This is a genomic window from Microbispora sp. NPDC004025 (genome assembly GCF_053604425.1).
In genome coordinates this window covers 74043-99300 of the sequence record NZ_JBSGHN010000017.1, presented here as the reverse complement: position 1 = coordinate 99300, position 25258 = coordinate 74043, and the positions used below count along the sequence as shown (strand labels likewise).

At 73.2% G+C, this 25258-nt stretch carries 24 protein-coding genes; 7 read left to right on the top strand and 17 right to left on the bottom strand.

Annotated features, from left to right (window positions below; translation table 11 throughout):
* Positions 1-45: 45 nt before the first annotated feature.
* Genes ACWEQG_RS32950 through ACWEQG_RS32940 form a run of 3 tightly spaced genes read right to left on the bottom strand, consistent with a single transcriptional unit; the run spans position 46 to position 2769 of the window.
* Positions 46-1023, bottom strand: a complete 978-nt coding sequence (locus ACWEQG_RS32950) for an ABC transporter substrate-binding protein (RefSeq protein WP_452290765.1) — start codon at positions 1021-1023, stop codon at positions 46-48.
* Between the two features lie 16 nt (positions 1024-1039).
* Entirely contained in the window at positions 1040-1804 is a 765-nt protein-coding gene (locus ACWEQG_RS32945; protein ID WP_452290763.1) for an amino acid ABC transporter ATP-binding protein, read from the bottom strand.
* Entirely contained in the window at positions 1801-2769 is a 969-nt protein-coding gene (locus tag ACWEQG_RS32940) for an amino acid ABC transporter permease (RefSeq protein WP_452290761.1), read from the bottom strand. Before ACWEQG_RS32940 ends, ACWEQG_RS32945 begins: the two co-directional genes overlap by 4 nt.
* Before the next feature lie 317 nt (positions 2770-3086).
* Between ACWEQG_RS32940 and ACWEQG_RS32935 the strand changes: the two genes are divergently transcribed.
* The 5 genes from ACWEQG_RS32935 to ACWEQG_RS32915 all read left to right on the top strand — a co-directional run bounded on the left by ACWEQG_RS32935 (position 3087) and on the right by ACWEQG_RS32915 (position 8748).
* Positions 3087-3785 carry a GNAT family N-acetyltransferase gene (locus ACWEQG_RS32935; protein ID WP_452290759.1) on the top strand — a complete coding sequence of 233 codons (699 nt, stop codon included), beginning with the start codon at positions 3087-3089 and terminating at the stop codon, positions 3783-3785.
* A 125-nt stretch (positions 3786-3910) separates the two neighbouring features.
* The gene (locus ACWEQG_RS32930; RefSeq protein WP_452290757.1) at positions 3911-5296 is read left to right on the top strand and encodes an NtaA/DmoA family FMN-dependent monooxygenase; all 1386 of its coding nucleotides are present in this window, start codon (positions 3911-3913) and stop codon (positions 5294-5296) included.
* Complete coding sequence (locus tag ACWEQG_RS32925) at positions 5296-6486, top strand: LLM class flavin-dependent oxidoreductase (protein WP_452290755.1); 1191 nt, start codon at positions 5296-5298, stop codon at positions 6484-6486. Before ACWEQG_RS32930 ends, ACWEQG_RS32925 begins: the two co-directional genes overlap by 1 nt.
* 82 nt (positions 6487-6568) lie before the next feature.
* On the top strand, positions 6569-7624 hold the full coding sequence (locus ACWEQG_RS32920; protein WP_452290753.1) for an LLM class flavin-dependent oxidoreductase: 1056 nt from the start codon (positions 6569-6571) through the stop codon (positions 7622-7624).
* Positions 7621-8748, top strand: a complete 1128-nt coding sequence (locus ACWEQG_RS32915; RefSeq protein WP_452290751.1) for an LLM class flavin-dependent oxidoreductase — start codon at positions 7621-7623, stop codon at positions 8746-8748. Before ACWEQG_RS32920 ends, ACWEQG_RS32915 begins: the two co-directional genes overlap by 4 nt.
* Before the next feature lie 64 nt (positions 8749-8812).
* Here the strand turns inward: ACWEQG_RS32915 and ACWEQG_RS32910 are convergent, their stop codons facing one another.
* The 12 genes from ACWEQG_RS32910 to ACWEQG_RS32855 form a co-directional block, all read right to left on the bottom strand.
* On the bottom strand, positions 8813-9793 hold the full coding sequence (locus tag ACWEQG_RS32910) for an LLM class F420-dependent oxidoreductase (RefSeq protein WP_452290749.1): 981 nt from the start codon (positions 9791-9793) through the stop codon (positions 8813-8815).
* Positions 9790-10764: a glutathione S-transferase C-terminal domain-containing protein gene (locus ACWEQG_RS32905; protein ID WP_452290747.1), complete on the bottom strand. Its 975-nt coding sequence runs from the start codon at positions 10762-10764 to the stop codon at positions 9790-9792. The genes ACWEQG_RS32910 and ACWEQG_RS32905 overlap by 4 nt, the downstream gene beginning before the upstream one ends.
* A gap of 50 nt (positions 10765-10814) precedes the next feature.
* A complete protein-coding gene (locus ACWEQG_RS32900) occupies positions 10815-11972 on the bottom strand; it encodes an NAD(P)/FAD-dependent oxidoreductase (RefSeq protein WP_452290745.1) in 1158 nt (385 codons plus the stop codon).
* The gene (locus ACWEQG_RS32895) at positions 11969-13648 is read right to left on the bottom strand and encodes a dipeptide ABC transporter ATP-binding protein (RefSeq protein ID WP_452290743.1); all 1680 of its coding nucleotides are present in this window, start codon (positions 13646-13648) and stop codon (positions 11969-11971) included. The genes ACWEQG_RS32900 and ACWEQG_RS32895 overlap by 4 nt, the downstream gene beginning before the upstream one ends.
* On the bottom strand, positions 13645-14514 hold the full coding sequence (locus ACWEQG_RS32890) for an ABC transporter permease (protein ID WP_452290741.1): 870 nt from the start codon (positions 14512-14514) through the stop codon (positions 13645-13647). Before ACWEQG_RS32890 ends, ACWEQG_RS32895 begins: the two co-directional genes overlap by 4 nt.
* Entirely contained in the window at positions 14515-15474 is a 960-nt protein-coding gene (locus tag ACWEQG_RS32885; protein WP_452290739.1) for an ABC transporter permease, read from the bottom strand.
* Positions 15471-17120, bottom strand: coding sequence for an ABC transporter substrate-binding protein (locus tag ACWEQG_RS32880; RefSeq protein WP_452290737.1), 1650 nt, complete (start codon positions 17118-17120; stop codon positions 15471-15473). The genes ACWEQG_RS32885 and ACWEQG_RS32880 overlap by 4 nt, the downstream gene beginning before the upstream one ends.
* A gap of 38 nt (positions 17121-17158) precedes the next feature.
* Positions 17159-17692 carry an NADPH-dependent FMN reductase gene (locus tag ACWEQG_RS32875; RefSeq protein ID WP_452290735.1) on the bottom strand — a complete coding sequence of 178 codons (534 nt, stop codon included), beginning with the start codon at positions 17690-17692 and terminating at the stop codon, positions 17159-17161.
* Between the two features lie 151 nt (positions 17693-17843).
* Positions 17844-18350 (bottom strand): flavin reductase family protein, encoded by a 507-nt coding sequence (locus tag ACWEQG_RS32870; RefSeq protein WP_363474156.1) that lies wholly within the window; start codon positions 18348-18350, stop codon positions 17844-17846.
* Between the two features lie 222 nt (positions 18351-18572).
* Positions 18573-19559 carry an MsnO8 family LLM class oxidoreductase gene (locus tag ACWEQG_RS32865; RefSeq protein ID WP_452290733.1) on the bottom strand — a complete coding sequence of 329 codons (987 nt, stop codon included), beginning with the start codon at positions 19557-19559 and terminating at the stop codon, positions 18573-18575.
* A gap of 129 nt (positions 19560-19688) precedes the next feature.
* Positions 19689-20858 carry a sulfite oxidase gene (locus ACWEQG_RS32860; protein WP_452290732.1) on the bottom strand — a complete coding sequence of 390 codons (1170 nt, stop codon included), beginning with the start codon at positions 20856-20858 and terminating at the stop codon, positions 19689-19691.
* A 21-nt stretch (positions 20859-20879) separates the two neighbouring features.
* Positions 20880-22220 (bottom strand): lanthionine synthetase LanC family protein, encoded by a 1341-nt coding sequence (locus ACWEQG_RS32855; RefSeq protein ID WP_452290730.1) that lies wholly within the window; start codon positions 22218-22220, stop codon positions 20880-20882.
* 139 nt (positions 22221-22359) lie between these two features.
* On the opposite strand from ACWEQG_RS32855, the gene ACWEQG_RS32850 reads away from it, so the two are divergent.
* Together ACWEQG_RS32850 and ACWEQG_RS32845 are read left to right on the top strand one after the other, a co-directional pair.
* Positions 22360-22497 carry a hypothetical protein gene (locus ACWEQG_RS32850; protein WP_169984971.1) on the top strand — a complete coding sequence of 46 codons (138 nt, stop codon included), beginning with the start codon at positions 22360-22362 and terminating at the stop codon, positions 22495-22497.
* On the top strand, positions 22497-23603 hold the full coding sequence (locus tag ACWEQG_RS32845; protein WP_452290728.1) for a YeiH family protein: 1107 nt from the start codon (positions 22497-22499) through the stop codon (positions 23601-23603). Before ACWEQG_RS32850 ends, ACWEQG_RS32845 begins: the two co-directional genes overlap by 1 nt.
* Positions 23604-23654: 51 nt before the next feature.
* Here the strand turns inward: ACWEQG_RS32845 and ACWEQG_RS32840 are convergent, their stop codons facing one another.
* Together ACWEQG_RS32840 and ACWEQG_RS32835 are read right to left on the bottom strand one after the other, a co-directional pair.
* Positions 23655-23816, bottom strand: coding sequence for a hypothetical protein (locus tag ACWEQG_RS32840; protein ID WP_452290727.1), 162 nt, complete (start codon positions 23814-23816; stop codon positions 23655-23657).
* A 117-nt stretch (positions 23817-23933) separates the two neighbouring features.
* Entirely contained in the window at positions 23934-25160 is a 1227-nt protein-coding gene (locus tag ACWEQG_RS32835; protein WP_452290725.1) for an MFS transporter, read from the bottom strand.
* Positions 25161-25258: the final 98 nt, after the last annotated feature.

Sequence of the window (25258 nt, the reverse complement as noted above, 5' to 3'; positions counted from 1 at the left end):
CCTGGGGGTGGGCACCGGCACGCCCACAGTGCGATGCCGGGGAACCTACTGCTCGCGGGGCAGGCCGGGCGGATTGACCAGGGACTCGGGGACGGCCTCGTTGGACAGACCCCACCGGGCGAGGACCTTGCCGTAGGTGCCGTCCTTGATGAGGGCGTTGAGGGCGTCGCCGATCGGCTTGGCCAGTCCGTTGCCCTTCTGCGTCATCGCGGCGATGAGCCCCTGGAGCGACGGGCCGGCGCCGGAGTAGGTGCCGACGATCTTCGTGTCGCCGCTCACCGCGGCGTGGTACGCGGAGGTGGGGTTGGGCGCGAAGTACGCCTGGATCCGGCCGGACTTCAGCGCCAGGTAGGTGTCGGCCGGCTGCTTGTAGTACTGGATCCGGGCGGGCTTCAGCCCGGCGGTGCGGTTCTGCTTGTCCCAGCCCAGCAGGATCTTCTCCTGGTTGGTGCCCGAGCCCACGGCCACGCTGAGCCCGGCGACGTCGGCCGGCTCGGTGATCGAGGTGATCGTGCTGTCCTTCGGCACCTCCCAGGCCAGCTGGTCCAGGCGGTAGGTGGCGAAGTCGTAGATGTCCTTGCGCTCCTCCGTGACCGTGATGTTGGAGAAGCCGGCCGCGTACTTGCCGGACCGCACGGCGAGGAACAGGTTCTCCCACGACGTGGCCTCGAAGCGGGGCGTGAGGCCGAGCACGTCGGCGACGAGGGAGGCGACGTCCTCCTCCACCCCGATCGGGGTGACGTTGTCGTCGGCGAGGAACGACAGCGGCGGGTCGAACGTGGTGGTGCCGACCAGGAACTCCCCCTTGGCCCGGATCGCGGCGGGCACCTGTGCGGCGATCGCCTCCACCTTCGCGGCCCGGATGCGGTCCTGCTCCGGACTCGTGTTGATCTTCAGTACGCCGGGCGGGGCCGCGGCCGCGGGGGCGGCGCCGGTCACGGCCTCGTCGGGGACCGTGCCGCAGGCGACGAGCAGCAGCAGGGCGGACAGGCCGAGCACGGACAACCGGGATGCGGATGACATGCGATTTCCTTGGAGGTCAGAGCACCTTGCTGAGGAAGGCGCGGGTACGGTCGTGCCTCGGCCGGTCGAGCACCTGCGGGGGCGGGCCCTGCTCGACGATCCGGCCGGCGTCCATGAAGACCACGGTGTCGGCGACCTCGCGCGCGAAGCCGATCTCGTGGGTCACGACGATCATGGTGGTGCCGCTGCGGGCGAGGCCCTTCATGACTTCCAGCACCTCGCCCACCAGCTCCGGGTCGAGTGCCGAGGTGGGCTCGTCGAACAGCACGACCTTGGGCCGCAGCGCCAGGGCCCGGGCGATCGCGACGCGTTGCTGCTGTCCCCCGGACAGCTGCCGCGGGTAGGCGCCGGACTTGTCGGACAGGCCCACCTGCTCCAGCAGCTCGGCCGCCAGCGCCTCGACCTCGTCGCGGGGGCGGCCCTGGGCCGAGACCGGGGCCTCGGTCACGTTCTGCCGTACGGTGAGATGGGGGAACAGGTTGAAGTTCTGGAAGACGAAGCCGATGTGGGTGCGCTGGCGCAGGATGTCGCGTTCCTGCAGCTCGTACAGACGGTCACCGGAGCGCCGGTAGCCGATGAACTCGCCGTCGATGGTGACGTACCCGCGGTCGATCTTCTCGAGGTGGTTGATGCTGCGCAGCAGCGTCGACTTGCCCGACCCGGAAGGACCGATGACGACCGTCACCTCGCCGGCCCGGACCTGCAGGTCCACTCCGCGCAGGACCTCCAGCGAGCCGTAGCTCTTGTGGACGCCGCGCACGTCGACCATGGGCGTGCTCATCGCTGCCCGCCTCCGCTCGCGGCCGGGCGCTGCCGCCGGGCGGCCCGCCGTACGTCGAGGATCCGGCGCACCCGCCGCACCGGCGTCGGCGGCAGGGCCCGCGCGAGGCCACGGCCGAACCTGCGTTCCACGTAGTACTGCGCGGCCGACAGGACCGTGGTGAGGACGAGGTACCAGATCGCGGCCACCAGCAGCATCGCGATCACCCGGCCGTTGCGGTTGTAGATCACCTGCACCTGGTAGAACAGCTCGGGCAGCGCCATGATGTAGACGACCGAGGTGCCCTTGACCAGGCCGATGATCTCGTTGCCCGCGGCCGGCACGATCGACCGCATGGCCTGCGGAAGCCGGATCCGCAGGATCTGCCTGGCCCTCGGGATGCCGAGCGCGGCGGCCGCCTCCAGCTGGCCCGGTTCCACCGACAGGAAGCCCCCGCGCACGATCTCCGCGGCGTACGCCGCCTGGTGCAGCGCCAGGCCCAGCGCGGCCGCCGTCACCGGTCCGATCAGCTCCATCGAGTCGACGGAGAAGAACGCGGGCCCGAACGGCACCCCGAACGAGATCTGCCTGTACAGCGCGGCGAGATTGTACCAGAACAGCAGCTGCAGGATGAGCGGCACCGAGCGGAACAGCCACACGTAGCCCCAGGCCACCGACGCGAGCAGCGGCACGCGGGACAGCCGCATCAGCGCGAGCACGGTCCCCAGCAGGAAGCCGAGCACGATGCCGAGCGCGGTCAGCTCGACGGTGAACAGCACCGCGTGCAGCACCGACGGATGGAACAGGTACGCGCCGACGACCGGCCAGTCCCAGGCCGGGTTGGTGATCAACGCGTTGACCGCCATCGCCAGCAGCACCGCCACCACGGCGCCGGCGATCCAGCGTCCCGGGTGACGCGCCTTGACGACGGTCAGGGAGACGGCGGACTCCGCCGTCTCCTCCTCGATCACGGCGGGCGCGGTCATCGTGCCTCCGCGGTGGCGAACGAACGGGCGGTGTCGAGCACGTGGCGCGTGGGGGTCATGATCAGTCCTCCCGGCGACCGCGTCTGATCGCGGGCATCCGACATGTCCCTATCTTCAGCACAGCGATCAATAAACCGTCAAGACCTACTTGTTTAGTAGGTAATGTTCTACGATCTCTCCGCAGGCGTACGAGCGACAGGAGGTCCGATGCCCAAGACGCACGCGGTGATTCGATACGGCGGCCCCGGGACGGAGGCGCCGGCACGAGGAGGGCGCGCGAGCGCCGGCCACGGCGACATGGCGTGGGGAGGGCCGCAGTGAGCGACCGGCACCTGCTGGACAACCCCGTATGGGCGTCGCTCACCGGCCCGCATGCGCGCTTCGCCGAACGGTACGGCAACGCGCTGCGCTACCCGGACGACGTCTCGCCGTTCTTCGCGCTGCCCGGCGAGCCCGGCCCCGCGGACTGGGACGACCTCGCCGCCCTCGCCGGGCCCGGCGTGGTCGTCCCGGTCACCGGCGGCGCCTTCGCACCGCCGGACGGGTGGGAGGTGGTGGCGCGGGGCACCGGCGTGCAGCTGACCGGCGACGCCGTGATCCCGGCGCCGGACGAGGAGGCGGTCCGCCTGGGGCCGGCGGACGTGCCGGAGATGCTGGACCTCGTCGCGCGCACCCAGCCGGGCCCGTTCCGGCCGCGTACCGTCGAGATGGGCACCTACCTGGGCATCCGTCGTGGCGGCGCGTTGGTCGCGATGGCCGGGGAGCGGCTACACCCGCCCGGCTGGACGGAGATCAGCGCGGTCTGCACCGATCCGGCGCACCGCCGCCAGGGCCTGGCGGCGCGGCTCGTGCTGGCCGTCGCCGCCGGCATCCGCGCCCGGGGCGAGACCCCGTTCCTGCACGCCGCCGCGAGCAACACGTCCGCGATCCGGGTGTACGAGGCGCTCGGCTTCCGCCTGCGCCGCCGGACGACGTTCGCCACCGTCCGCGTGCCCGCCGACGTGCCCGTCGCGTGAACGCCCGCCGGCCCTGAGGCCGCCTTCCTTTCGGGCGACGGCGGCCGCCAGTGACGATTGACGACAAAACCTTATTTTCCTACTGTAATAATAGGTTTCACCGGGCCGAACTGTCAGGAGTCCCCGTGACCAAGCAGATCCATCTCGCCGCGCACTTCCCCGGCGTGAACAACACGACCGTCTGGTCCGACCCCGCGTCGGGCAGTCAGATCGACTTCGACTCCTTCCGCCATCTGGCCCAGACGGCCGAGCGCGGGAAGTTCGACTTCTTCTTCCTGGCCGAAGGACTGCGGCTGCGCGAGGCGAAGGGGCGCATCCACGACCTGGACGTCGTGGGCCGCCCGGAGTCGCTCACGGTCCTGTCCGCCCTGGCCGCCGTCACCACCCACCTGGGGCTCGCCGCGACGGTCAACTCCACCTTCAACGAACCGTACGAGGTGGCGCGACGGCTCGCCACGCTCGACCACCTGAGCGGCGGCCGGGCCGCGTGGAACGTGGTGACCAGCTTCGACGCCTTCACCGGGGAGAACTTCCGCCGGGGCGGCTTCCTGGCCGAGGCCGACCGGTACACCAGAGCGGAGGAGTTCCTGCGGACCGCCAGGGAGCTGTGGGACTCCTGGTCGCCTGACGCCGTGGCCGCGGACCGGGAGTCGGGGCGGTTCCTGCGGCCCGGCGGCGTCGCGCCCTTCCGGCACCAGGGCCGGCACTTCGACATCGCGGGGCTGTTCAGCACGCCGCGCGGACCGCAGGGCCATCCCGTGATCATCCAGGCCGGCGACTCCGACGAGGGCCGGGAGTTCGCCGCGTCGTCGGCCGACGTGATCTTCAGCCGGCACAGCAAGCTGGAGGAGGGCCGCGCCTTCTACCGGGACGTCAAGCGCAGGCTCGCCGCCTACGGACGGCGGCCCGAGGACCTCAAGATCCTCCCCGCGGTGACGTACGTGCTCGGCGACACCGAGGCCGAGGCCCGGGAACGGGCCGTCGAGATCCGGCGCGCACAGGTCAGCCCGCAGACCGCGATCTACTTCCTGGAGGCCGTGTGGGGCCGCGACCTGTCGGGATACGACCCCGACGGCCCGCTGCCCGACGTCGAGCCGAACCTGGACGAGGGCGTCACCAAGGGACACGCGGCGTTCCGCCGCGACCGCGGCGAGGTGGTGGCCAAGTGGCGCGCCCTCGCCGAGGAGAAGAACCTGTCGATCCGCGAGCTCGCCATCGAGGTCTCCGCACCGCAGACCTTCATCGGCACGCCGCGCACGGTGGCCGACGAGATCGACCACTTCGTGCAGACCGACGCGGCCGACGGCTTCATCTTCGTGCCGCACCTGACTCCCGGCGGGCTCGACGACCTGGTCGACAAGGTGGTTCCCCTGCTCCAGGAGAAGGGCGTGTTCCGGGCCGACTACACCGGGCCAACGCTCCGCGACCACCTCGGCCTCTCCCCCCGCACCCCGATCCGCACCGAGACTCCGATCCGCACCGAGACTCCGAACCCCACCGAGGAGATCTGATGACGCTGCATCTCGCCGTCGCGCTGGACGGGGCGGGCTGGCACCCGGCCGCGTGGCGGGCCGAGGGCGCGCGGCCGGACCGGCTGTTCACCCCCGGCTACTGGGCCGATCTCGTCGCGGAGGCGGAGCGCGGCCTGCTCGACTTCGTCACCTTCGAAGACGCGCCCGGCCTCCAGTCCTCCCGCCTCAACGAACCCGACGAACGCCTCGACCAGGTGCGCGGGCGGCTCGACGCGGTGCTGATCGCGTCCCTCGTGGCCCCGCTGACCTCGCGGATCGGCCTCGTCCCGACCACCGGCACGACCCACACCGAGCCGTTCCACGTCGCGATCGGCATCGCCTCGCTCGACCACATCAGCCGCGGCAGGGCCGGATGGCGGCCGCAGATCTCCGCCCGCCCCGACCAGGTCGCCCACTTCGGCCGCCGCCCGCCGTTCCCGCCGCAGGACTACTCCCCCGATCGGGATCCCGTCTTCCGCGAGCACGTGCGGGACCTGTTCGCCGAGGCCGCCGACGTGGTCGAGGTGGTCCGCCGGCTGTGGGACAGCTGGGAGGACGACGCCGAGATCCGCGACGTCGCGACCGGCCGTTTCATCGACCGCGACAAGCTGCACTACATCGACTTCCACGGCGACCGGTTCAGCGTGAAGGGTCCCTCGATCACGCCGCGCTCCCCGCAGGGCCAGCCGCTGGTCACCTCACTCGCCCACGACACGGTGCCGTACGAGTTCGCGGCGAAGGGGTCCGACGTCGTGTACGTCACGCCGCAAGACCGCGAGGACGCCACCGCGATCGTCGAGCGCGTCCGGGCGGCGGAGGCGGCCGTCGGACGCACCGAGCCGCCGCTGCGGATCCTCGCGGACCTGGTGGTCTTCCTCGACGCCCGCGACGCGGCCGGGCGCAAGGCGCGGCTGGACGACCTCGACGGCGCCGAGCTCGAGTCGGACGCCCGCGTCTTCACCGGCACCCCCGCGGAGCTCGCCGCGCTGCTGCTCGAGTGGCGCGAGGCGGGGCTGGCGGGGTTCCGCCTCCGGCCGGGCGTGCTGCCCCACGACCTGGCGGCGATCACCCGCGGCCTGGTGCCCGAGCTGCAGGCGGCAGGCGCGTTCCGGACCGCGTACGACACGGGGGACCTGCGCGGACGGCTCGGCCTCGCCCGCCCCGCCAGCCGCTACGCGAAGGCGTCATGAGCGCCGCATCCAGCACGGGAAAGACGCGAGGGGCCGCCGCGCCGGCGCGGACGATCCACGCGACGAAGGAGGACGGCCGGTCGTGAAGTTCCTCGCGATGACACTCGGATTCCATCTGCCCCACCCGCTGACCGGTGAGCTGAAACCGGTCACCGAGCGGTTCCGCGACATCGTGGCCGCCGCCGTCGTCGCCGAGGAGCTGGGCTTCGACGGGTTCGCCTTCGGCGAGCGGCACGAGCGGCCGTTCCTGTCCTCGGCCCCGCCCGTGGTGCTGAGCCACATCGCGGCGCACACCAGCACGATCAGGCTGTTCACCGCGGTGACCACGCTGAGCCTGCTCGACCCGGTCCGCGCGTTCGAGGACTACTCGACCCTGGACCACCTGTCCGGCGGACGCCTGGAGCTGATCATCGGCAAGGGCAACGGCGCCGCCCAGGCGCAGCTGTTCCACGTGACCGACCAGGACCAGTGGGACCGCAACCGCGAGGGTTACGAGCTGTTCCGGCGGCTCTGGCGGGAGGACAGGGTGACCTGGTCGGGCCGCTTCCGCCCGTCCCTGACCGACGCCGAGGTGCTCCCCCGGCCGCTGCAGCGGCCCATCCGGATCTGGCACGGCAGCGCCACCAGCAAGGAATCGGTGGAGCTCGCCGCCCGCTACGGCGATCCCCTGTTCTCCGCGAACGTGACCAACCCCGTCGAACCGTACGCGGAGCTGGTCGCCTACTACCGGGAGCGGTGGGAGCACCACGGCCACGACCCTGCCGACGCCCTGGTCGGGGCGGGCAGCGCCGGCTACTACGCCACGCCGAGATCGCAGGACGCCGTCGAGACCTACCGGCCGATCTTCGACGCCCGGGTGGCGTTCCTGCGCGAGCAGGGGCTCGACCCGGTGTTCCCCACGCTGGAGGACGCCATCGAGCGCGGCTCGATCCTCGTCGGCAGCCCCCAGCAGATCATCGACAAGGTGCACCGCTACCACGAACGCCTGGGCCACGAGGTGATGCACGTGTCGGCGGAGGCCGACGGGCTGACCGGCGCGCAGCACCGGGCGTCGCTCGAACTGTTCCAGAGCGACATCGCTCCCGTCCTGCGCAAGGAGATCCCCAGCAGGCCGTTCCCCACCGGAGGTCCGTCATGACCCGCCTGTCCATCCTCGACCTCGCCCCCATCCCGTCCGGCGGCACCGCCGGGGACGCCCTGCGCAACACCGTCGACCTCGCCCGGCGGGCGGAGGACGCCGGATACCACCGCTACTGGCTGGCCGAGCACCACCTCACCCCCGGCGTGGCGAGCTCCGCGCCGGCGGTGCTCATCGGGGCGGTGGCCGCCGCCACCCGGCGGATCCGGGTCGGCTCCGGCGCGGTCCAGCTCGGTCACCAGACCCCGCTGACCGTCGTGGAGCAGTTCGGCACGCTCGACGCCCTGTATCCCGGCCGCATCGACCTGGGCATCGGCCGCTCCGGGCAGCGTGCGCGCGAGTTGCGGGAGGCGCCGCCCGAGCCGGCCGCCCCCGCGGCGGCGCGTACGGTCAAGGGCCTGCTGATCCCGCCGCCGTTCTCGTTCACCCCGGCCGTCACGCAGGCGCCGCTCTTCGCGCTGGCGCTCGCGCTGCTGCAGCAGCCGGGAGCCCAGAGCCCCGACTTCGCCGAACAGGTCGACGACATCGTCGCGTTCCTGTCCGGGAGCTACCGCTCGGACGACGGCCACGAGGCGCACGCCCAGCCCGGGGAGGGCGCCGACCTGGAGCTGTGGGTCCTGGGCAGCAGCGGCGGCCAGAGCGCCCAGGTCGCGGCCGAGCGCGGGCTGCCGTTCGCGGCGAACTACCACGTGAGCCCGGCCACCGTGCTGGAGGCGGTGGACGCCTACCGCGACGCGTTCAAGCCCTCGCAGGCGTATCCCGCGCCGCACGTCATGGTGTCCGCCGACGTACTGGTCGCCCCCACCGAGGAGGAGGCCCGCCGAATCGGCGAGCCGTACGGGCTGTGGGTGAGGAGCATCCGCACCGGCGCGGGGGCGATGAAGTACCCCTCTCCGGAGGAGGCGTCCGCGCACGAGTGGACCGAGGACGACAGGGCCCTCGTCGCGGACCGGCTGGACACCCGGTTCGCGGGCACGCCCGAGAAGGTGGTGGAGGGGCTGCGGGTGCTCAAGGAGGCGACCGGGGCCGACGAACTCCTCGTCACCACGATCGCGCACGACCACGCCGACCGCGTCCGGTCGCAGGACCTGCTCGCGGAGGCGTGGGCGGACGCCGGCGTCTGACGGGCGTCGTCACCAGCGCGAAAGGCCGGCGCCGCGTCAGCGGCGCCGGCCCGGCCGGGCCGCGCTAGTTCCCCCGCAGGGCCTTCAGCACGTCCGGCAGGGTGTGCGGGGCCGCCCGCAACTCCGGGGTCTGGGTGACGTGGAGTTCGACCGCGGTGACACCGGGGTGGACGTACCGGGCGATGTGGGCACGGCACTCCTCCGGCGAGCCGTGCACCCACAGCTCGTCCACCACCGAGTCCGGCAGCGCCTCGGCCGCCCCCCGCCGGTCCCCCGCGTCCCACGCCGCCCGCGACGCGGCCAGCGCCTCTCCCCGGCCGAGCCAGTCGTGGAACGCGCGGTAGGGCGGCTGGTTGAGTATCCAGCCGAGGAAGGCCCGCCCTGCGACCCTGGCGTGCCCGGCGTCCTCGGTCGGCGTCACGAAGATCTTGACGACGAGTTCCTGCCCTTCGCCGGGCGGGCCCGCGGCCTCGACGATCCTCGGCACCTCGTGGGCGGCCAGCACGTTGGTGATCGCGCCGTCTCCCTCGGCGAAGGCGAGCTTCAACATGCCGGGCCGCAGCGCGCCGACGATGACCTTCGGCCGCACCGCGGGACGCCACCGGAGCCCGAAGTCGATCGAGAAGGTCTCGTACGTCTCGGTGACGTGCTCGCCGTCGAAGGCCCTGCGGAGGAACCGCAGCAGGTCGCGCACGTGCGCGTACGGCCGGCTGTGCGGGCGGCCGTTGAGCGCCGTGACATGGGCGGGCACCGACGAGCCGATGCCGAGCAGCACCTCGGCCTGGCCCAGCTCGGCCATCGAGGCGGCGGTCTGGGCGAGCACGCCGGGGCCCCGGGTCTGGGCGGGCAGCACCCCGGTGCCCGCCCGCAGCCCCGGCGACCAGGCGAGCGCGGCGGTCAGCGCGGTGAGACCGTCGTAGCCACCGCCCTCGCCGGTCCACACATCGCGGTATCCCAGCGAGGGCAGAGCCTCGACGATCTCCCTGTGCCGGTGCAGCCCGAGTCCCGGCAGCGGGAGGGTGACCCCCCAGGACACCTTTGTCACGCGTGCTCCCCCGCGAGCGCCTCGCGTCCGTGCGGCTCGTCCCAGTCGGCCTCGTGCGGCTCGACCGCGATCCGCACCGGCCCGTCGCCGAGGTAGGCGGGCCTGGCGGTGAGCCGGAACGCGGCGAAGTCGGTGGTCTCGCGGAAGGCGGGGATCCGGTAGAGGTCGCGGGCGTACGCCCAGAGGTGGGGGTAGGCGGTCAGCGGGCGTTCGGTGATCCCGGCGAGCGGATTGTGCAGCAGGTCGTATCTGACCAGGACCACCCAGAGCTGCACGTCGGACTCGGTGAGGCGGTCCCCGAACAGATACCGCCGGCCGGCCAGGCGGGCGTCGAGGCGGTCCAGCGCGGCGGCCACCCCGGCGCGCCGCCGCTCGTACTCCTCCTGGGTCGCGGCCCTGGCGACAAGGTGCACGCCCTGGCTGAGGTCGCGTGCGATCTCCTCGTCCAGCGCCTCGATCTCCTCGCGCAGGTCCCCGGGGTAGAGGTCCACGGTGGCCCACTCGGCGAACGCGGTGCCGAGGTCGGCGGGGATCCGGGCGAAGTCGTTGCTGACGATCCGGTTCGTCCGCCGGTCCCACAGCACCGGCACCGAGATGTGACCGGGATAGCCGGGCTCGGTGGCGTCGTACGCCTCGGCGAGGAGCGTGAAGCCGTTCACCGGATCGGGCCCGCGCCGCTCCCGGAACGCCCAGCCGCGCGCGTCGCGGTCGTCGTCGACGTAGGACACCGACACGACGTCCCGCAGCCCGGCCAGGTCGCGCACGATGGCGGCGCGCTGCGCCCACGGGCACGTGTACGACGCGTAGAGGTGGTAGCGGCCGGGCTCGGCGGGGTGGCCGCCGGAGCCGTCGGCGGTGATCCGCCCCGTGAAGGGGTAGAGGGACCCCGGCCGGTCGGTCCTGCCCGGCCCGTACGGGCCGTGGGCGGCGACGTCGGCGGGACTCGCGTACGCGGGCGCCTGGGTGGTCATGAGGTCTCCTTGCGGTGGTGGGCCGGATGGTCGGCCGATGGTCAGCCGGGTCAGCCGAGGATCCGGGCGGTGCCGAACCCGGCGGGCAGTTCGCCGCCGGTCGCGAAGCGGCCGGGCCCGAAGGCGGCGAGGCGGGGATCGGGGTCGTCCAGGAGCAGCCGGGCGACGTGGTCGCCCCAGGCGGGCGCGAGCTTGAAGCCGTGCCCGCTGGTGCCCGCGTCGACGAACAGGTGCTCGCCGACCCGGCCGGCGACCGGCTGCCAGTCGGGGCTCACGTCGTACAGCGAGGCCCAGCCGCCGGCCACCCTGGCGCGGCGGCGCGCCGCGGAGCGGGCGGCGGAGGCCTCGGCGAGCCGGTTCAGCTCGCCGGCGAGCGGGCCGGGGAAGTCGTCGGGGTCGGCGGCGGAGGCCGGGACGACCCCGCCGGTGAGGTACTGGGTGCGGGGCTGCGGGGTCGTGTAGTACCCGCCGGGAACGTCGATCAGGACGTGCGGCACGATCTCGGCGCCGTCGGCGGGGTCGTGCTCGGACACGGCGACGACGTGGCGTTCCACGGTCAGCGGCAGGTACACGCCGAGCGGCCACAGCAGCGGCGCGGTCCACGGCCCGGCGGCCACGAGCAGCCGTCCGGCCCGGTGCACCGCGCCGTCGGACGTGGTCACCGCCGCCCCGCGGCTCTCCTCGGCGAGCGCGACGGCCGGCCTGTGAGTGTGGAACACCGCGCCGTGGCGCCGCGCGGCCGCGGCCAGCCCGGTCGTCGTCGCGTACGGGTCCGCGTAGCCGGCGTCGGCCTCCCAGACCGCGACGGCGACGCCGTCCAGGCTCAGGTGGGGCAGCCGGGCGGGCAGCGCGTCCGCGGCGACCAGCTCGCCGGCGACGCCGAGCGAGCCGAGCCGCGCGGCGGTCTCGGCGGCCGAGGCCACGTCGCCGGGGCCGTGCAGGTAGAGCGCGCCGGTCCGGCGGAAGCCGGACTGGTGCCCGCCGGTGTGCTCCTCGAACCGGGCGAGGAACGCGATGCCGTCCCGCGCCGTCTCCGCCAGGAAGGGATCGGTGTAGTAGGCCCGGCAGATGCCGCCCGACCGACCGGTGGGGCCGCCCGCGACCGGCCCCTTGTCGAACACGGCCACGGACACGCCGCGCCTGGCCAGGTGGAAGGCCGCGGCCGTGCCGTGCACCCCGGCCCCGACGATCGCCACGTCGTACGTCATGCGACGGCCTCCCGGTCGCGCGGGCGGTGGTGCGGCAGCCGCGGGATCGCGGCCAGCAGCTCACGTGTGTACGGCGCGCGCGGCTGGGCGAAGACCTGACGGACGTCGCCGGACTCGACCACCCGGCCGTCCTTCATCACCAGCACCCGATCGCTGACGTGGTGGATCACCCCGAGGTCGTGGGAGATGAACAGGCAGGCCACGCCGAGTTCGGCCTGGAGGTCGGCGAGCAGGTCGAGCACCTGGGCCTGGATCGACACGTCGAGCGCGGAGACCGGCTCGTCGCAGACGATCACCTGGGGCCGGGGGGCCAGCGCCCGCGCGATCGCCACCCGCTGCCGCTGCCCGCCGGACAGCCGCAGCGGCCTGCGGTCGAGGACCGAAGTGTCCAGGCCGACCTGCGCGAGCAGCTCGGCCGTGCGGTCCCGCCGGGTCCGGCGCGGCTCGCCACCGGCGGCGAGCGCCTCGTCGAGGATCCGCCGCACGGTGAACCGGGGGTCGAACGAGCTCAGCGGGTCCTGGTAGACGACCTGGACGCGCCGCCGCAGCGCGCGGCGCTCGGCGGAGCCCAGCCCGCTCCAGGACCTGCCGGTGATCTCCACCTCGCCCGCGTCCGGCTCCAGCAGCCCCAGCACCAGGCGCGCGGTCGTGGTCTTGCCCGATCCCGACTCGCCCACCAGCCCGAGGGTCTCCCCCGCCCGCAGCTCGAACGACACGTCGTCCACGGCCGCGCGGGGCAGCCCGTCCGGCCCGGTGAACGACTTGGCCAGGCCGGACGCCCTGATCACCACCTCGCCGGGCCGGGCCGCGGGGAGCGGAGCGGGAGCAGGGAGCGAAGCGGGAGCGGGGGCTGAGCCGTCCCCGGGGACGGTCAGCCGGGTGCCCCTGCCGTGCTCGGAGGGCACCGCGGCCAGCAGCCTCCGGGTGTAGGCGTGCCGCGCGTCGCCGAGCACGTCCCGCGTGGGCCCCTCCTCGACGACCTCGCCGTCCTTCATGACCAGCACGCGGTCGGCCAGCTCGGCCACCACCGCGAGGTCGTGGCTGATCAGCAGCAGCCCGGCCCCGGCCCGCCGGCGCTCGGCCAGCAGCCGCAGGATCTGCGCCTGCACGGTCACGTCCAGAGCGGTGGTCGGCTCGTCGGCGATCAGCAGCGGGGGCGCGCAGGCGACCGCGGAGGCGATCAGCGCCCGCTGGCGCAGCCCGCCGGAGAGCTGGTGGGGGTACTGCGCGGCGCGCAGCTCCGGCTCCGGCACGCCCACCTCGCGCAGCAGCTCCACCACGCGCCGCCGCACGCCGGCACGCGGCACGACCCGGTGGAGCCGCAGGGTCTCGGCGATCTCCTTGCCGACCGGGCGCAGCGGGTCGAGCGAGACCAGCGCGTCCTGCAGGACGTAGCCGACCCGGCCGCCCCGCAGCGTACGCCACTGCCGCTCGCCGTACGAGGACACGTCGCGGCCTGCCACGACGAGCGACCGCGCGGTGATGTCGGCGCCGGCGCCGGTCAGCCCTATCAGCGTGCGGGCGGTGACGCTCTTGCCCGAGCCGGACTCCCCCACGATGGCGACGCACTCTCCCGGGCTAACCGTGAAGGAGATCGACCGGACCGCCTGGACGGGGCCGAACGAGACCCGCAGGTCGGACACCTCGACGACCGGGTCGGCCCACTGAGTGGTCACGACAGTCTCCCTTCGACGCGCCGCTGCAGGTGGCGGCCGACGACCGTGACGGACAGGACGGTGAGCGTGATGGCCAGCCCGGGGAAGACCGCGGCCCACCAGGCGACGGAGAAGTAGTCGCGCCCGGCCGAGAGCATCGCTCCCCATTCCGCGGCGGGCGGCCGGGGACCGAGGCCGAGGAAGCTCAGCGAGGACGCCGCGACCAGCGCGGTGCCGACCTCGATCGTGGCCAGCACCAGCAGCGGCGCGAACGCGTTGGGCAGCACGTGCCGCGCGATGATCCTCGCCCTGGTCAGGCCGAGCGAGACGGCCGCCTCGACGTACCCGGACCGGCGGATGACCATGGTCTGCGCGCGGACCAGGCGGGCATAGCCGGGCAGCGTGTAGGCGGCGATGGCGAAGACCGCGTTGAGCGTCCCCGGCCCGACGACGGCGATGACCAGCAGGGCCAGCAGCAGCCCCGGCAGCGAGAGCAGGACGTCCACCACGCGCATGGCGACCTCGTCGAGCACCCGCCCGCCGAGCGCCGCCAGGAGCCCGACGAGGGTGCCGCCGGCGACCGCGAGCGCGGTGGCGGCCAGCCCGGCCAGCACCGACGGCCGCGCCCCGTACACGATCCGGGTGAAGATGTCGCGCCCGTTGGCGTCGGTGCCGAGCAGGTGCTCGCCGTCCGGGGGCCGGAGCGCGGCGAGGGCGTCGGTGAGGTCGGGCGAGCCGTGCGCGACCAGGCCGGGCGCGATCACGATCACCGCCACGACCAGCAGGAACGCGGCGGCCGCCCAGACGCCGGCGCGCGGGACGCGCCGCCGCCCGCGCCCGACGACGGTGACGCCGGGGCCCGTGGTGGCGATGGTGGAGGCGGTCACTCAGGCACCTCGCAGTCGCGGGTCGATGGCCAGGTAGAGCAGGTCGAGCAGGATGTTGACGACGACGTAGAGCAGCGAGGCGATCAGGACCACGCCCATCACGACCGGCAGGTCCTTGTTGGTTACGGCGGTGAGGGTCAGCCGCCCGATGCCCTGCCGGGAGAAGACCGACTCGGTGATCACGGCGCCGCCGAACAGGTAGCTGACCATCCATCCGGCCAGCGTGACCGTCGGCAGCAGCGCGTGCCGGAGCGCGTGCCGCAGCCGCACGCCCAGGTCGGACATGCCGCGCGAGCGCGCGGTGAGCACGAACGGCTCCTCCAGCGTGAGCTCCAGGCCCTCGCGCAGCACCTGGCTGAGCGTCGCGATGACCGGGATCGCCATCGCGACGGACGGCAGGACCAGGCTCTCCAGTCCCTCTCCGCCGGTGGCCGGGAAGAGCCCGAGCCCGAACGAGAAGACCGTGAGCAGCAGGATCCCGGCCCAGAACGACGGAATGGAGATTCCGACCAGCTCGATGCCGGAGAACACCGCCCGCGCCCACCGGCGCCCGGCGGTCAGCACGGCGACCGTGACCGCGACCACGACCGCCAGCGCGAACGAGGCGAGCATGAGCTGGACGGACGCGCCGATCTGCGCGCCGATCGCCGAGGCGACCGGCTGGTGCAGCTGGTACGACTGGCCCAGGTCGCCGTGGAGCACCCGGCCCAGGTAGGTGACGTACTGGACGAGCAGCGGCCGGTCGAGCCCGTAGTCGGCGACGAGCCGCGCGCGGACCTCGGGCGTGACGGTGTTGGCGCCGATCAGCAGGTCGACGACGTTGCCCGGCGTGAGGTGGAGCCCGGCGAAGGCGACCGTCACCGCGCCCCACAGCACCAGCACGGACGTGCCCAGCCGCACCAGCACCGGGCGGACCCACCGGGCCCGCGCCCGGGGGGCCGCGACGGCGACGGCGGTCATGCCTGCTCGACCCAGGCGTCGTAGAAGGTCGGGTACGCCTGCGGCTCCCAGCCGATGCCGTGCGCCTTCTTGCCCGCCCCAAGCAGGTAGTTGAACACGTATACCGGGAAGACCGCGGCCTCGTCGGTGACCCGCTGCTGCACCTTGGCGTACAGCTCGGCCCGCTCGGCCTGGTCGGTCGTGTCCAGCGCGTCGCTCAGCCAGCCGTCGATCTCCTTGTCCGACAGGCGGGCCGCGTTCTGCCCGAACTTGGCGGCGGTGGGGATGGCGGAGGTGTCGAACAGGTTGCGCAGGGTGTCGCCGTCGGCGCGCTGCCAGCTGAAGTCGATCAGGTCGTAGTCGCCCTTGGGGTACCTCTCCAGCCATTCGTTGACGGTGCCGGCGACGAACTGGACGTCGAAGCCGACCTTCTTCGCCTCTGCCTGGATATGCTCGGCCAGCGTGTCGCGCTGTTCGCGGGCGAACTCTTTGAGGAATCCCCAGCGGATCGTCAGCCGCTTGCCGTCCTTGGTGCGGTAGCCCTCGGCGTCCCGCGCCGACCATCCGGCCTCGTCGAGCAGCCGGTTCGCCGTCGCGGGGTCGTACTTCGCCTTCCCTTCGAGGGTCTTGTCGTACCCGTCGGTCGCGGGAGAGATGGGGCCCGCGGCGGGCTGGAACGCGCCGAAGTAGAGGTTCTGCACGATCGTCGCGAAGTCGATGCCGTCGCGGAACGCCTGCCGGACCCGCTTGTCGGCGAACGGCCCGGACGTGGTGTTCGGGTAGTAGTTGTAGTTGCCGCCCGGCGCCTGCCGAGTAGTGATCGTCAGCCGGGGGTCGGCCTGCACCTGCTTGACGTTGACCGGCGGCACGCTGGCGATCGCGTCGACCTGCCCGCTGGTCAGCGCGCCGAGCCGGACGGAGTCCTCGGTGATTACCTTGATCTCCAGCTTGTCCAGGTACGCCGCCCCGGTGTGCGCCGCGCCCTCCGGCGCCCAGTCGTAGCCGGGGTTGCGGTGATAGGTGATGCCCTTCTGCACGACGTACTCGTCGATGACGAACGGCCCGGAACCGACGACCTTCTTGCACAGCGCGTCCTGCGGCTGCTCGAGCGACCGCGGCGACTCCATGCCGAAGTAGGCCGTGGCCAGTGCGGACAGGAACGGCGAGTAGGGCCTGCTGAAACTGACCTTCACCGTGTGCGGGCCGACGACCTCGCTGCCCTCGTACGGCTCGATGTAGCCCGCCGCGAGCTGGGACTTGGTCGCGGGAGCGACGATGTGGTCCAGGTTGGCCTTGACCGCCGCCGCGTCGAAGGGCGTGCCGTCGGAGAACTTCACGCCCTCACGCAGGGTGAACGTGTAGGTCTTCTGGTCCGGCGAGACCGTCCACTTGGTGGCCAGCCAGGGGTGGATCCGCCCCTCGGTGTCCAGTGACACCAGCGAGTCGAGCACGGGCCGGGTGAACAGGCCGGCCACGTCGGCGGGGCTCTGGTGCGGGTCGAGGCAGGTGGAGGGTTCGGTGTTGACGCCGAAGGTGAGCGTGCCACCCTTGACCGGCCCACCGGGGGCCTTGGCCGCCGCGGTTTCCCCGCCGCTCGTGCCGCAGGCCGTCAGGGCGAGCGACAGGGAGACGAACGCGGCGGCGGATAATCGGATTTTTCGCGACATCTGAGGACGAGCCTTTCGGTGGTTCTCTGCCGGTGGTTCTAGACGAGACCGCCGGGGTGCGGCTGCCGCACCGCCGCGGTCACCTGCGGGGCGACGCGATCCAGCCAGTCGGACAGGATCCGGTCGAGGTCGGGGATCTCGGCCTCGAGCAGCGCCAGGCCCGGGCTGGGCACGAGCGCGCCCAGCTCGATCAGCAGGGGCCGCAGGTGCAGCTCGACGGCCAGGGCGTGCCGGGGGGCGCCCATGACCAGCAGCGGCAGCGCCACCGTTCCGGTCAGCGCGCCGCCCGGAAGGCGGTCGAGGAACGCCTTGAGCAGGCCGGTGTAGGTGGCCTTGTAGGTGGGGCTGGCCACGACGAGCACCTGCGCTCCGGCGGCCAGCTCCAGCGCGACCTCCACCGTGGGCGAGGGGGCGGGGGTGAACAGGTGCGGGCCGATCGCGGACAGGTCCACGACCTCGGGCGGCGCGTCGTGCCCGATCCGGCGCCCCAGCGCCTCGGCCGCCGCCACCGCCGCGAGGTGGGTTCGCGAGCCGCCCCGCGGGTTGCCGACCAGCGCCACGACGGAGCTCACGACGTCACCCCCTCGTGCCGCGCGTCGGCGGTGTGACGGGCGGGTCCGGTGCGCGGAGCCGCGGGATGCGCGTTCTCACTGGGCGTGCGGGTGGTCAACGGACGGTCCTCCAAGTCGGGGAGACGGTGCTCGGCACGGAGCGGAAGCGGGGTCACGGGTGGGCGATGAAACGGCCGAAGCGGCCCTGGTGATACAGCAGCGGACGTCCCGGCGCGCGCACCTCGGCCCGGGTGACCAGGCCCACGACGAGGACGTGGTCGCCCACGCCGACCCTCTCGTACGGCAGGCAGACCAGGTGGGCGGAGACGTCTTCGAGCAGCGGCGCGCCGAGCGGTCCCGGGCGCCACCGGGTGGGCTCGGCGAACCGATCGACGCCCTTGCGCGCGAAGCGGGCGGCGAGGTCGGCCTGGTCGCTGGCGAGGACGTTGACGGCGAAGTGGTCCGCCTCACGGAGGGACGGCCAGGTGGTGGACGCCTGGTCCACGTAGAAGGAGACGAGAGGCGGGTCGAGGCTGACCGAGGAGAACGAGGTGGCGGTCAGCCCCACGGGCACTCCTCCGCTCCGCGCGGTGATCACGACGACTCCCGCCGCGTGCACCGCGAGGGCCCGCTTGTAGTCGTCGGCGTCGAGGGCGGGGCCGAGCAGAGTCTCCGTCATGGCAAACCTCCGGTTGATCGCAGCTGCTCTCGGGGTCGATCCCGTCGGCCGGCAGCATCACGGCACGCGGGATCGGGGATTCGGATGGAGGCGGGGACCGGGGCCGGACGAACGTCCTGGCCGATACCGCAAACGTACGATCAGACGATCCGAAAGTCAATATTTCCTACCAGCTATACATAAAATTGCCCGCGACCGGTTCCCGCCGCTTCGGGGTCCGCCTCACAGAGACGAAACGATCTTGGCGACCAGCTCGTAGGAGCGGATCCTGGCCTGATGGTCGGGCACCTGCGTGAGCACGAACAGCTCGTCGGCACGGGTGCGGCGCAGGAGGTCACCGAGGCGGGGGCCGACGCGTTCGGGGCCGCCCACGAACTGGGGGCCGATCTTCTCGCGCAGGAACCGCTCCTCGGCCGCGGTGAAGCGGTGCGCGGCCGTCTCCTCCTCGGTCGGCAGCAGCGTGGCCGGATCGGCCGTGCGCATGAGGATCTGGCCGTACACGAAGGAGGCGGCGAGCCGGTGCGCGCGCTCGTCGCTGTCGTTGACGACGGCGATCACCGCCACACAGGCGTGCGGTTCGGCCAGGGCCGCCGACGGCCGGAACGCCTGCCGGTACGCCTCCAGCGCCTCCGGCGCCCCGCCGCCCACGATCGCGTGCGCGTACACGTACGGCAGGCCGAGCCGGCCGGCGAACGCGGCGCTGGACGCGCTCGACCCGACCAGCCAGACCTCGGGCGGGATGCCCGGCTCGGGGATCGCGCGCACGCCGCCGCTACCGCCGGCGAAGTACTCGTTCAGCTCGCGCAGCGCCTCGCCGAAGTCGAGCCGGCGCGGGTCGCCCAGGCGGGCCGCGGCCTCCCCCGAGCCGCCGGCCGCGCGGCCGAGCCCGAGGTCGACCCGGCCCGGATGGAGCCCGGCCAGCACGCCGAACTGCTCGGCCACCGCGTACGGCGAGTGGTTGGGCAGCAGCACCGCGCCCGACCCGGCCCGGATCGTGGCGGTCGCCCCGAGGATGGCGCCCGCGAGCACCGCCGGGCTGGAGGTCGCGAGCGCGGGCGTGTTGTGGTGCTCGGCCACCCAGTGGCGCCGGTAGCCCAGGGCCTCGACGGCCCGGGCCAGGTCGACGGAACGACGCAGCGCGTCGCCCGCGGTGTCGCCGCGCCAGACCGGGGCGGTGTCGTGCACGGAGACGGCGATTCCCTCGGCCAACGTCCCCTCCTTCACAAGATGGAAAGAGGCATATCCGGAGGATGCCTCACGTTGCCCAGAGTCAACCTGAGGCACCCTCAGTCTGTCAATGGCGAGACCGCGCGCGAGCCGGCCGTGAACGGGGTCCGCTCAGGTCACCACGACGGGGTGACGCACCACCGCGTCGAAGCCGTAGCCGAGGGTGTTGCGGGCCGCCCTGCCGGGCTGCGTCGCGCCCGTCTCGTCGGCGGCCCGGGCGAGCAGCCGCAGGCCGCCCGCCTGCCGGGGAGTCCAGGGGAAGGTCCACCGGACCCAGCCACGCGGGTGCCGGTCGTCGCGGAGGCGGGCCGGACGCCACGACACGCCCTCGTCGTCGCTGACCTCGACCCGCACCACCCGCCCGTGACCCGACCACGAACGGCCGCGCAGCAGATGCTCACGCCCCGCTTGGAGACGGGCCGGCCAGGGCAGTTCGAAGGCGCTCTTCACCCCCGTGCGGGTCAGCGGCGGCCCGCCGCCGGGCGGGTGGCCGGGGCCGTGCATCCGGTACAGCCGCGTGCTCCACGGCGACTCCAGCGGCTCCGCCGACACCTCGACGTCCCCCAGCCACTTGATCGAGGCGACGCCCACCCACCCCGGCACCACGAGCCGCGCCGGATATCCATGGTCGGGCGGCAGCGGCCGCCCGTTCATCTCGTAGGCCACCAGCACGTCGTCCAGCGCCTTGGTCACGGGGAGCGGGCGGCGCACCCTCCCCAGGTTCTCCCCCGCCTCCACGTAGTCGCCGTCGAGCCCGCGCGGCATCAGCGCGACCGCCCGGTCGCTCATCCCCGCCCTGCGCAGGAGCGTCGCGAGCCGCACGCCCCGCCAGCGCGCGACCCCCACCGCGCCCAGCCGCCAGGGCGTGCCCGGCGTCTCCTGGCCCTGCTGCTCGCCGTACAGGCTGCGGCCGTTGCCGGCGCACTCGATGAACGCGGTCACGGTCTCGGCCGGCATGCCGAGGATGTCCCGGTAGGTGAACGCGACCGGCCCGCCGTCCAGCCCGCTGCCCCACAGCGTGAGCCGCCAGGCGGCCGCGTCGATCAGCGGTGTCGAGGTGTGGTTGCGGACGAAGAACAGGTCGTCCGGCGTCAGGTAGCCGGCGCCGCGCAGCGCCTCCCAGCGCATCTCCGCGTTCGTGCCGTGCACGGCGAACAGGCGCGGCGGCAGGGGTTTGCGGATGCCGGGCCGCACGGGCGGCGCCTGCGCCGCCCCCCTCGTCCCGGACATCGTACGGCCGGGGTCCCGGCCGTCCTCGGCGGTGGTGGACCGTGCGTCCATGCGCCCTCCTCACCTGCGCTGTCAGCCGGCCGGCCTCCGCAGGGCGACGGCCGGCACGGGAATGGGCGGAAAGGGGTTGTCCGGCAGCAGGATCACGCGGCGCGGCCGGTCCGCCTGCCCCGCCGCGTCCAGGTGCAGCAGGGCCGCCCCGATCCCCGCCGCTCCGGTCAGGTAGCCGGTGTCGGCCGTCACCTCGCCGGGGCGGTGCCGCCGGTACGCCTGGTACCAGCGGTATCCCCTGCCGTCGTAGCCGGTCGCCCGGCCGATCAGGTGGTCGGCGAGCCTGCGGGCGAACTCCAGGTGTTCCTGCTCCCCCGTCGCCGCCCACAACCCCACGTACAGCTCAATCAGCCCCGCGGTGCCGCAGCACTGACAGGCGACGTTCCACAGCCCCGCCGTCTGCCGGAAGGGCGCGCCGGACTCCCTGACGCCCCTCGCCAGCCGCTTCACCCACTCCAGGTCGCCGCTGTCGCCGGTCACCCGATACAGCTCGTAGAACATGCGGGCGATGCCGGCGGACCCCGAGCAGTAGCCCAGGTGGTCGCCGACCAGCACCCCGCGCCCGGTCGTGACGCCCGCGGCCCGGACGAGGCCCGCGCCGCGGCGTGCCGCGTCGAGGAACGACTCCTCACCCGTCGCGCCGTAGAGGCGGGCGAGGAGGAACGCCGTCCCGGCCGTGCCGGCCAGGAAGCCGGGCGGGGCCGCCTCGGCGGGCAGGGCCGGGCACGCCGCGGGCCGCTCGCGGGGCGCGGTCAGCCGCGCGATCCGGCGTCCCGCCTCGATCGCCATCTCCTCGTAGGCCGGCACGCCGAGCGCCGCCGCGGCACGCAGCAGTCCCAGGACGACGCCGCCGTCGCCGCGCGGGGTGGGATCCCCCGACCAGCCGATCCCGCCGTCGTCCATCGCACGGGCGCCTCGGACGATCCTGTCGGCGGCCGCGACCGCCGCGGCCTCGAACCGCTCCTCGCCGAGCACCCAGCCGGCCTCGGTCAGCGCGAGGACGACACCGGCCAGGCCGTGGTGGAGCGACACGTCGGCCTGCCGCCGCCACGTCGCCGCGAGGTAGCGGGCGCCGGCGCGGGCGTCCTCCAGGTAGGCCTCGTGCCCGGTGCCGGCGGCGAGCTCCAGGAAGAACAGCACGATCCCGGCCGCCCCGGAGTTCAAAGACGCGGAGTGCAGGGACGCGGGCCCGCCGGGTCCGCCGGGCGCGGCCGGCCTGCCGTGCGGGTCGGGGTTGGCCCGCCATCGCCTGCCGTGCTCGTCGTCGACGGCGGCCGTACGGATCCAGCGTCCCGCCATGATGGCGGCCGTCAGCGGAGTGTCTGCGCGCTCACCGGAGGAGCGGATCGGGTCCGGGCCCATGCACGGAGTATCCCACAAACCTGGTAGGTAATAGCAACTATATGCCCGGGACGGTTTTCCTGCATTCCCTATTGACTTGATTGGTATTTCCGCTCCACAGTCGAGCCGAACACTCGCACTCCAGAGAAAGGCGTCCGGCGTGAGCGACGAACACCCCCCGACCGTCGGCGAGCACACCCGTGCCGCGATCAACGAGGACTGGGCCGCCACCATCGTCGGCCTCGTCCTCCTCGTGCTGGTCATCACCGGCGTGATCCCGACGGGGCTGGTGCCGTGATGAGCAGCGAGGCGGCCGTCCCCGCCGCGACGCGGGCCCCGGCGTGGCAGTGGCCCGCCCTGGGCGTCCTCGTCGTCCTCGCCCTCGCCGCGGGCACCAGGGCCCTGGAGAAGGGCGTGCCCGAGTGGTTCGCGGGCTCCGGCCTGGCCAAGGCGATCGAGTTCCCCGTCTACGCGATCGCCCTCGGCCTGCTGGGCAACGCGGTGCTCACCGCGACCGGGCTGCGCGACCGTCTGTCGGCCGGCTTCCGCACGGAGTTCTTCATCAAGACAGGGCTCGTGCTCCTCGGAGCATCGATCAACCTGAAGGTGATCGTCACCGCGGCCGGCCCCGCGGTCCTCCAGGGCATCGTGCTGATCAGCGCGGTGTTCCTGTTCACCTGGTGGCTCGGCGGGCGCCTCGGGCTCGACGACAGACTGCGGGCACTGCTGTCGGCCGCGGTGTCCATCTGCGGCGTCAGCGCGGCCATCGCGGCGGCGGGAGCCGTTCAGGCCAGGCGCGAGCAGCTCGCCTACAGCGCGAGCCTGGTGATCGCGTTCGCCCTGCCGTCCATCTTCGTCCTCCCCGCGCTGGCCTCGGCGCTGAACCTGAGCCCGGAGGTGGCGGGCGCCTGGATCGGCGGCAACATCGACACGACGGCGGCGGTGACCGCGGCGGGCACGCTCGCGGGCGAGAACGCGCTGGCGGTCGCGACCATCGTCAAGATCACCCAGAACGCCCTGATCGGCGTCGTGGTGGTCGCGCTGACCGCGTGGTTCGCCTTCCGCATCGAGCGCCGTCCCGGCGCCGAACGGCCGGGCGCGGGCGAGCTGTGGCGGCGGTTCCCGAAGTTCGTGCTCGGCTTCGTGGCGGCCTCGGTGCTGGCCACCTGGTATCTGTCCACCGTCGGCACGGCCGAGGGCAAGGCGGTCATCGGCGTCGCCAACGACCTGCGCACTTGGTTCCTCATCCTGGCCTTCGTCAGCATCGGCCTGGAGTTCAGGGTGGCCTCGCTCAGGGAGGCCGGCTGGCGTCCGGTCGTCGTCTTCGCCGCCGCCACCGTGGCCAACGTCCTGCTGGCCCTTGGGCTCGCCACGCTCCTGTTCAGCGGCTTCACCGTCACCTGAAGGCAGTGCCCGAAAATCCCTCGAGCCCCGGCCGGGCCCGGTGGAATCCCGTCAGCGTCGCCACGGGAGACGCCGGGGACGCCACCGGGCCCCGGCCTCGTCCTCCTCCTCGTCCGCCTCCGGCGCGGCGTCGTCGTCCGGCAGGTCGTACCAGTGCGTGTCGCCCGGGAAGGGGTCCCGGGGGGCACCGGGGAACTCGGCGCGGCTGCCCACGGCGTCCGCAGGCAGGCCAACGGATGACGCTGTACGGTCGAAATCGAACACGATCCCATCATGGCAGATTCTCTACACATCTGGTTGGCAATACAGGGATTCGTCCCGCTGCGCGAGTCAGTCGGTCTCAGCGGCCGGGCGGCGGAAGCGGCGCGGCGAGGAGGGTGCCGCCGAGGCGGACTCGGGCGGCGCGGCCGACGCCCGTCCTCGCGGCCGCGCCGAACCGGCCGCGAGGACGGCGAGCCCGGCGGCCGTGACGCCGGCACCCACCCACAGGGGGGAGACGAAGCCGTGACCTGCGGCGATCGCCAGCCCGCCCAGCCACGCGCCGAGGGCGTTGCCGACGTTGAAGGCCGCGATGTTGGCACCCGAAGCCAGCGCCGGGGCGTCCTGGGCGTACTTCATGGTCCGGAGCTGGAGCCCGGGCGCGGTGGCCAGCCCCGCCGTCCCCATCAGCAGCAGCGAGACGGTCGCCATGACCTTGCTGTGCGCCGTCAGCGCGAACACCGCGAGAACCACGGTGGTCACCGCCATGATCGTGATCAGGGAGGCGTTCAGGGCCCGGTCGGCGAACCTGCCGCCGAGGTGGTTGCCCGCGAACGTGCCCACCCCGAAGAGCACCAGCAGCCAGGGCACAACGGTGACGGCGAATCCGCTGACCTCGGTGAGCGTGAACGCGATGTAGGTGAACGCGCCGATCACGCCGCCGAAGGCGAGGACGCTGACGGCGAGGGAGACCCAGACCTGCGGCCGGCGGAAGGCGCCGAGCTCGCCGCGCAGGCCGTTCCCGGCGGGAACCGGAGTCGTCGGCACGAGCAGCCGGATGCCGGCCAGGGTGACGACGCCGATGATCGTGAGCGCCCAGAACGTCGAGCGCCAGCCGAGCCGCTCGCCGAGCAGGGTGCCGAGCGGAACCCCGACCACGTTCGCCACGGTCAGACCGGCGAACATCAGCGCGATCGCGCCGGCCCGCCGGTGGGGCGCGACGAGGTCGGCGGCGACCACCGAGCCGACGCCGAAGAACGCGCCATGGCACAGGGCCGCGACGATCCGGCCCGCCATCAGCACGGCATAACCCGGCGCGAGCGCGGAGATCAGGTTGCCGGCGATGAACAGGAGCATCAGCGCCAGCAGCACCTTTTTGCGCTCGAACCGGCCGACCGCCGCGGTCAGCGCGACGGCACCGACCGCGACGCTCAGCGCGTACCCGGAGACGAGATGACCGGCGGCTGGTTCGCTCACTCCGAGGTCCGCCGCTATCTGGGGCAGCAACCCCACGATCCCGAACTCGGTGAGCCCGATGCCGAAACCTCCCAGGGCCAGGGCGAGGAGCCCGATAGGCATGACTAACCCTCCGTTGGCAGTTGCGTCGGCGGGTCTTCAGGCCCGCCGGACCGCCATGGTGCCGCTCACGCCGGCCCCCTCACGAGTGGCCGGATGGC

Coding starts and splice junctions, on each gene's coding strand:
- ACWEQG_RS32900 (WP_452290745.1), bottom strand. CDS start 11,972: ATGACGTACGACGTGGCGATCGTCGGGGCCGGGGTGCACGGCACGGCC.
- ACWEQG_RS32885 (WP_452290739.1), bottom strand. CDS start 15,474: ATGACCGCCGTCGCCGTCGCGGCCCCCCGGGCGCGGGCCCGGTGGGTC.
- ACWEQG_RS32880 (WP_452290737.1), bottom strand. CDS start 17,120: ATGTCGCGAAAAATCCGATTATCCGCCGCCGCGTTCGTCTCCCTGTCG.
- ACWEQG_RS32845 (WP_452290728.1), top strand. CDS start 22,497: ATGAGCAGCGAGGCGGCCGTCCCCGCCGCGACGCGGGCCCCGGCGTGG.
- ACWEQG_RS32860 (WP_452290732.1), bottom strand. CDS start 20,858: ATGGACGCACGGTCCACCACCGCCGAGGACGGCCGGGACCCCGGCCGT.
- ACWEQG_RS32945 (WP_452290763.1), bottom strand. CDS start 1,804: ATGAGCACGCCCATGGTCGACGTGCGCGGCGTCCACAAGAGCTACGGC.
- ACWEQG_RS32855 (WP_452290730.1), bottom strand. CDS start 22,220: ATGGGCCCGGACCCGATCCGCTCCTCCGGTGAGCGCGCAGACACTCCG.
- ACWEQG_RS32950 (WP_452290765.1), bottom strand. CDS start 1,023: ATGTCATCCGCATCCCGGTTGTCCGTGCTCGGCCTGTCCGCCCTGCTG.
- ACWEQG_RS32925 (WP_452290755.1), top strand. CDS start 5,296: ATGACGCTGCATCTCGCCGTCGCGCTGGACGGGGCGGGCTGGCACCCG.
- ACWEQG_RS32835 (WP_452290725.1), bottom strand. CDS start 25,160: ATGCCTATCGGGCTCCTCGCCCTGGCCCTGGGAGGTTTCGGCATCGGG.
- ACWEQG_RS32915 (WP_452290751.1), top strand. CDS start 7,621: ATGACCCGCCTGTCCATCCTCGACCTCGCCCCCATCCCGTCCGGCGGC.
- ACWEQG_RS32905 (WP_452290747.1), bottom strand. CDS start 10,764: ATGACCACCCAGGCGCCCGCGTACGCGAGTCCCGCCGACGTCGCCGCC.
- ACWEQG_RS32870 (WP_363474156.1), bottom strand. CDS start 18,350: ATGACGGAGACTCTGCTCGGCCCCGCCCTCGACGCCGACGACTACAAG.
- ACWEQG_RS32940 (WP_452290761.1), bottom strand. CDS start 2,769: ATGACCGCGCCCGCCGTGATCGAGGAGGAGACGGCGGAGTCCGCCGTC.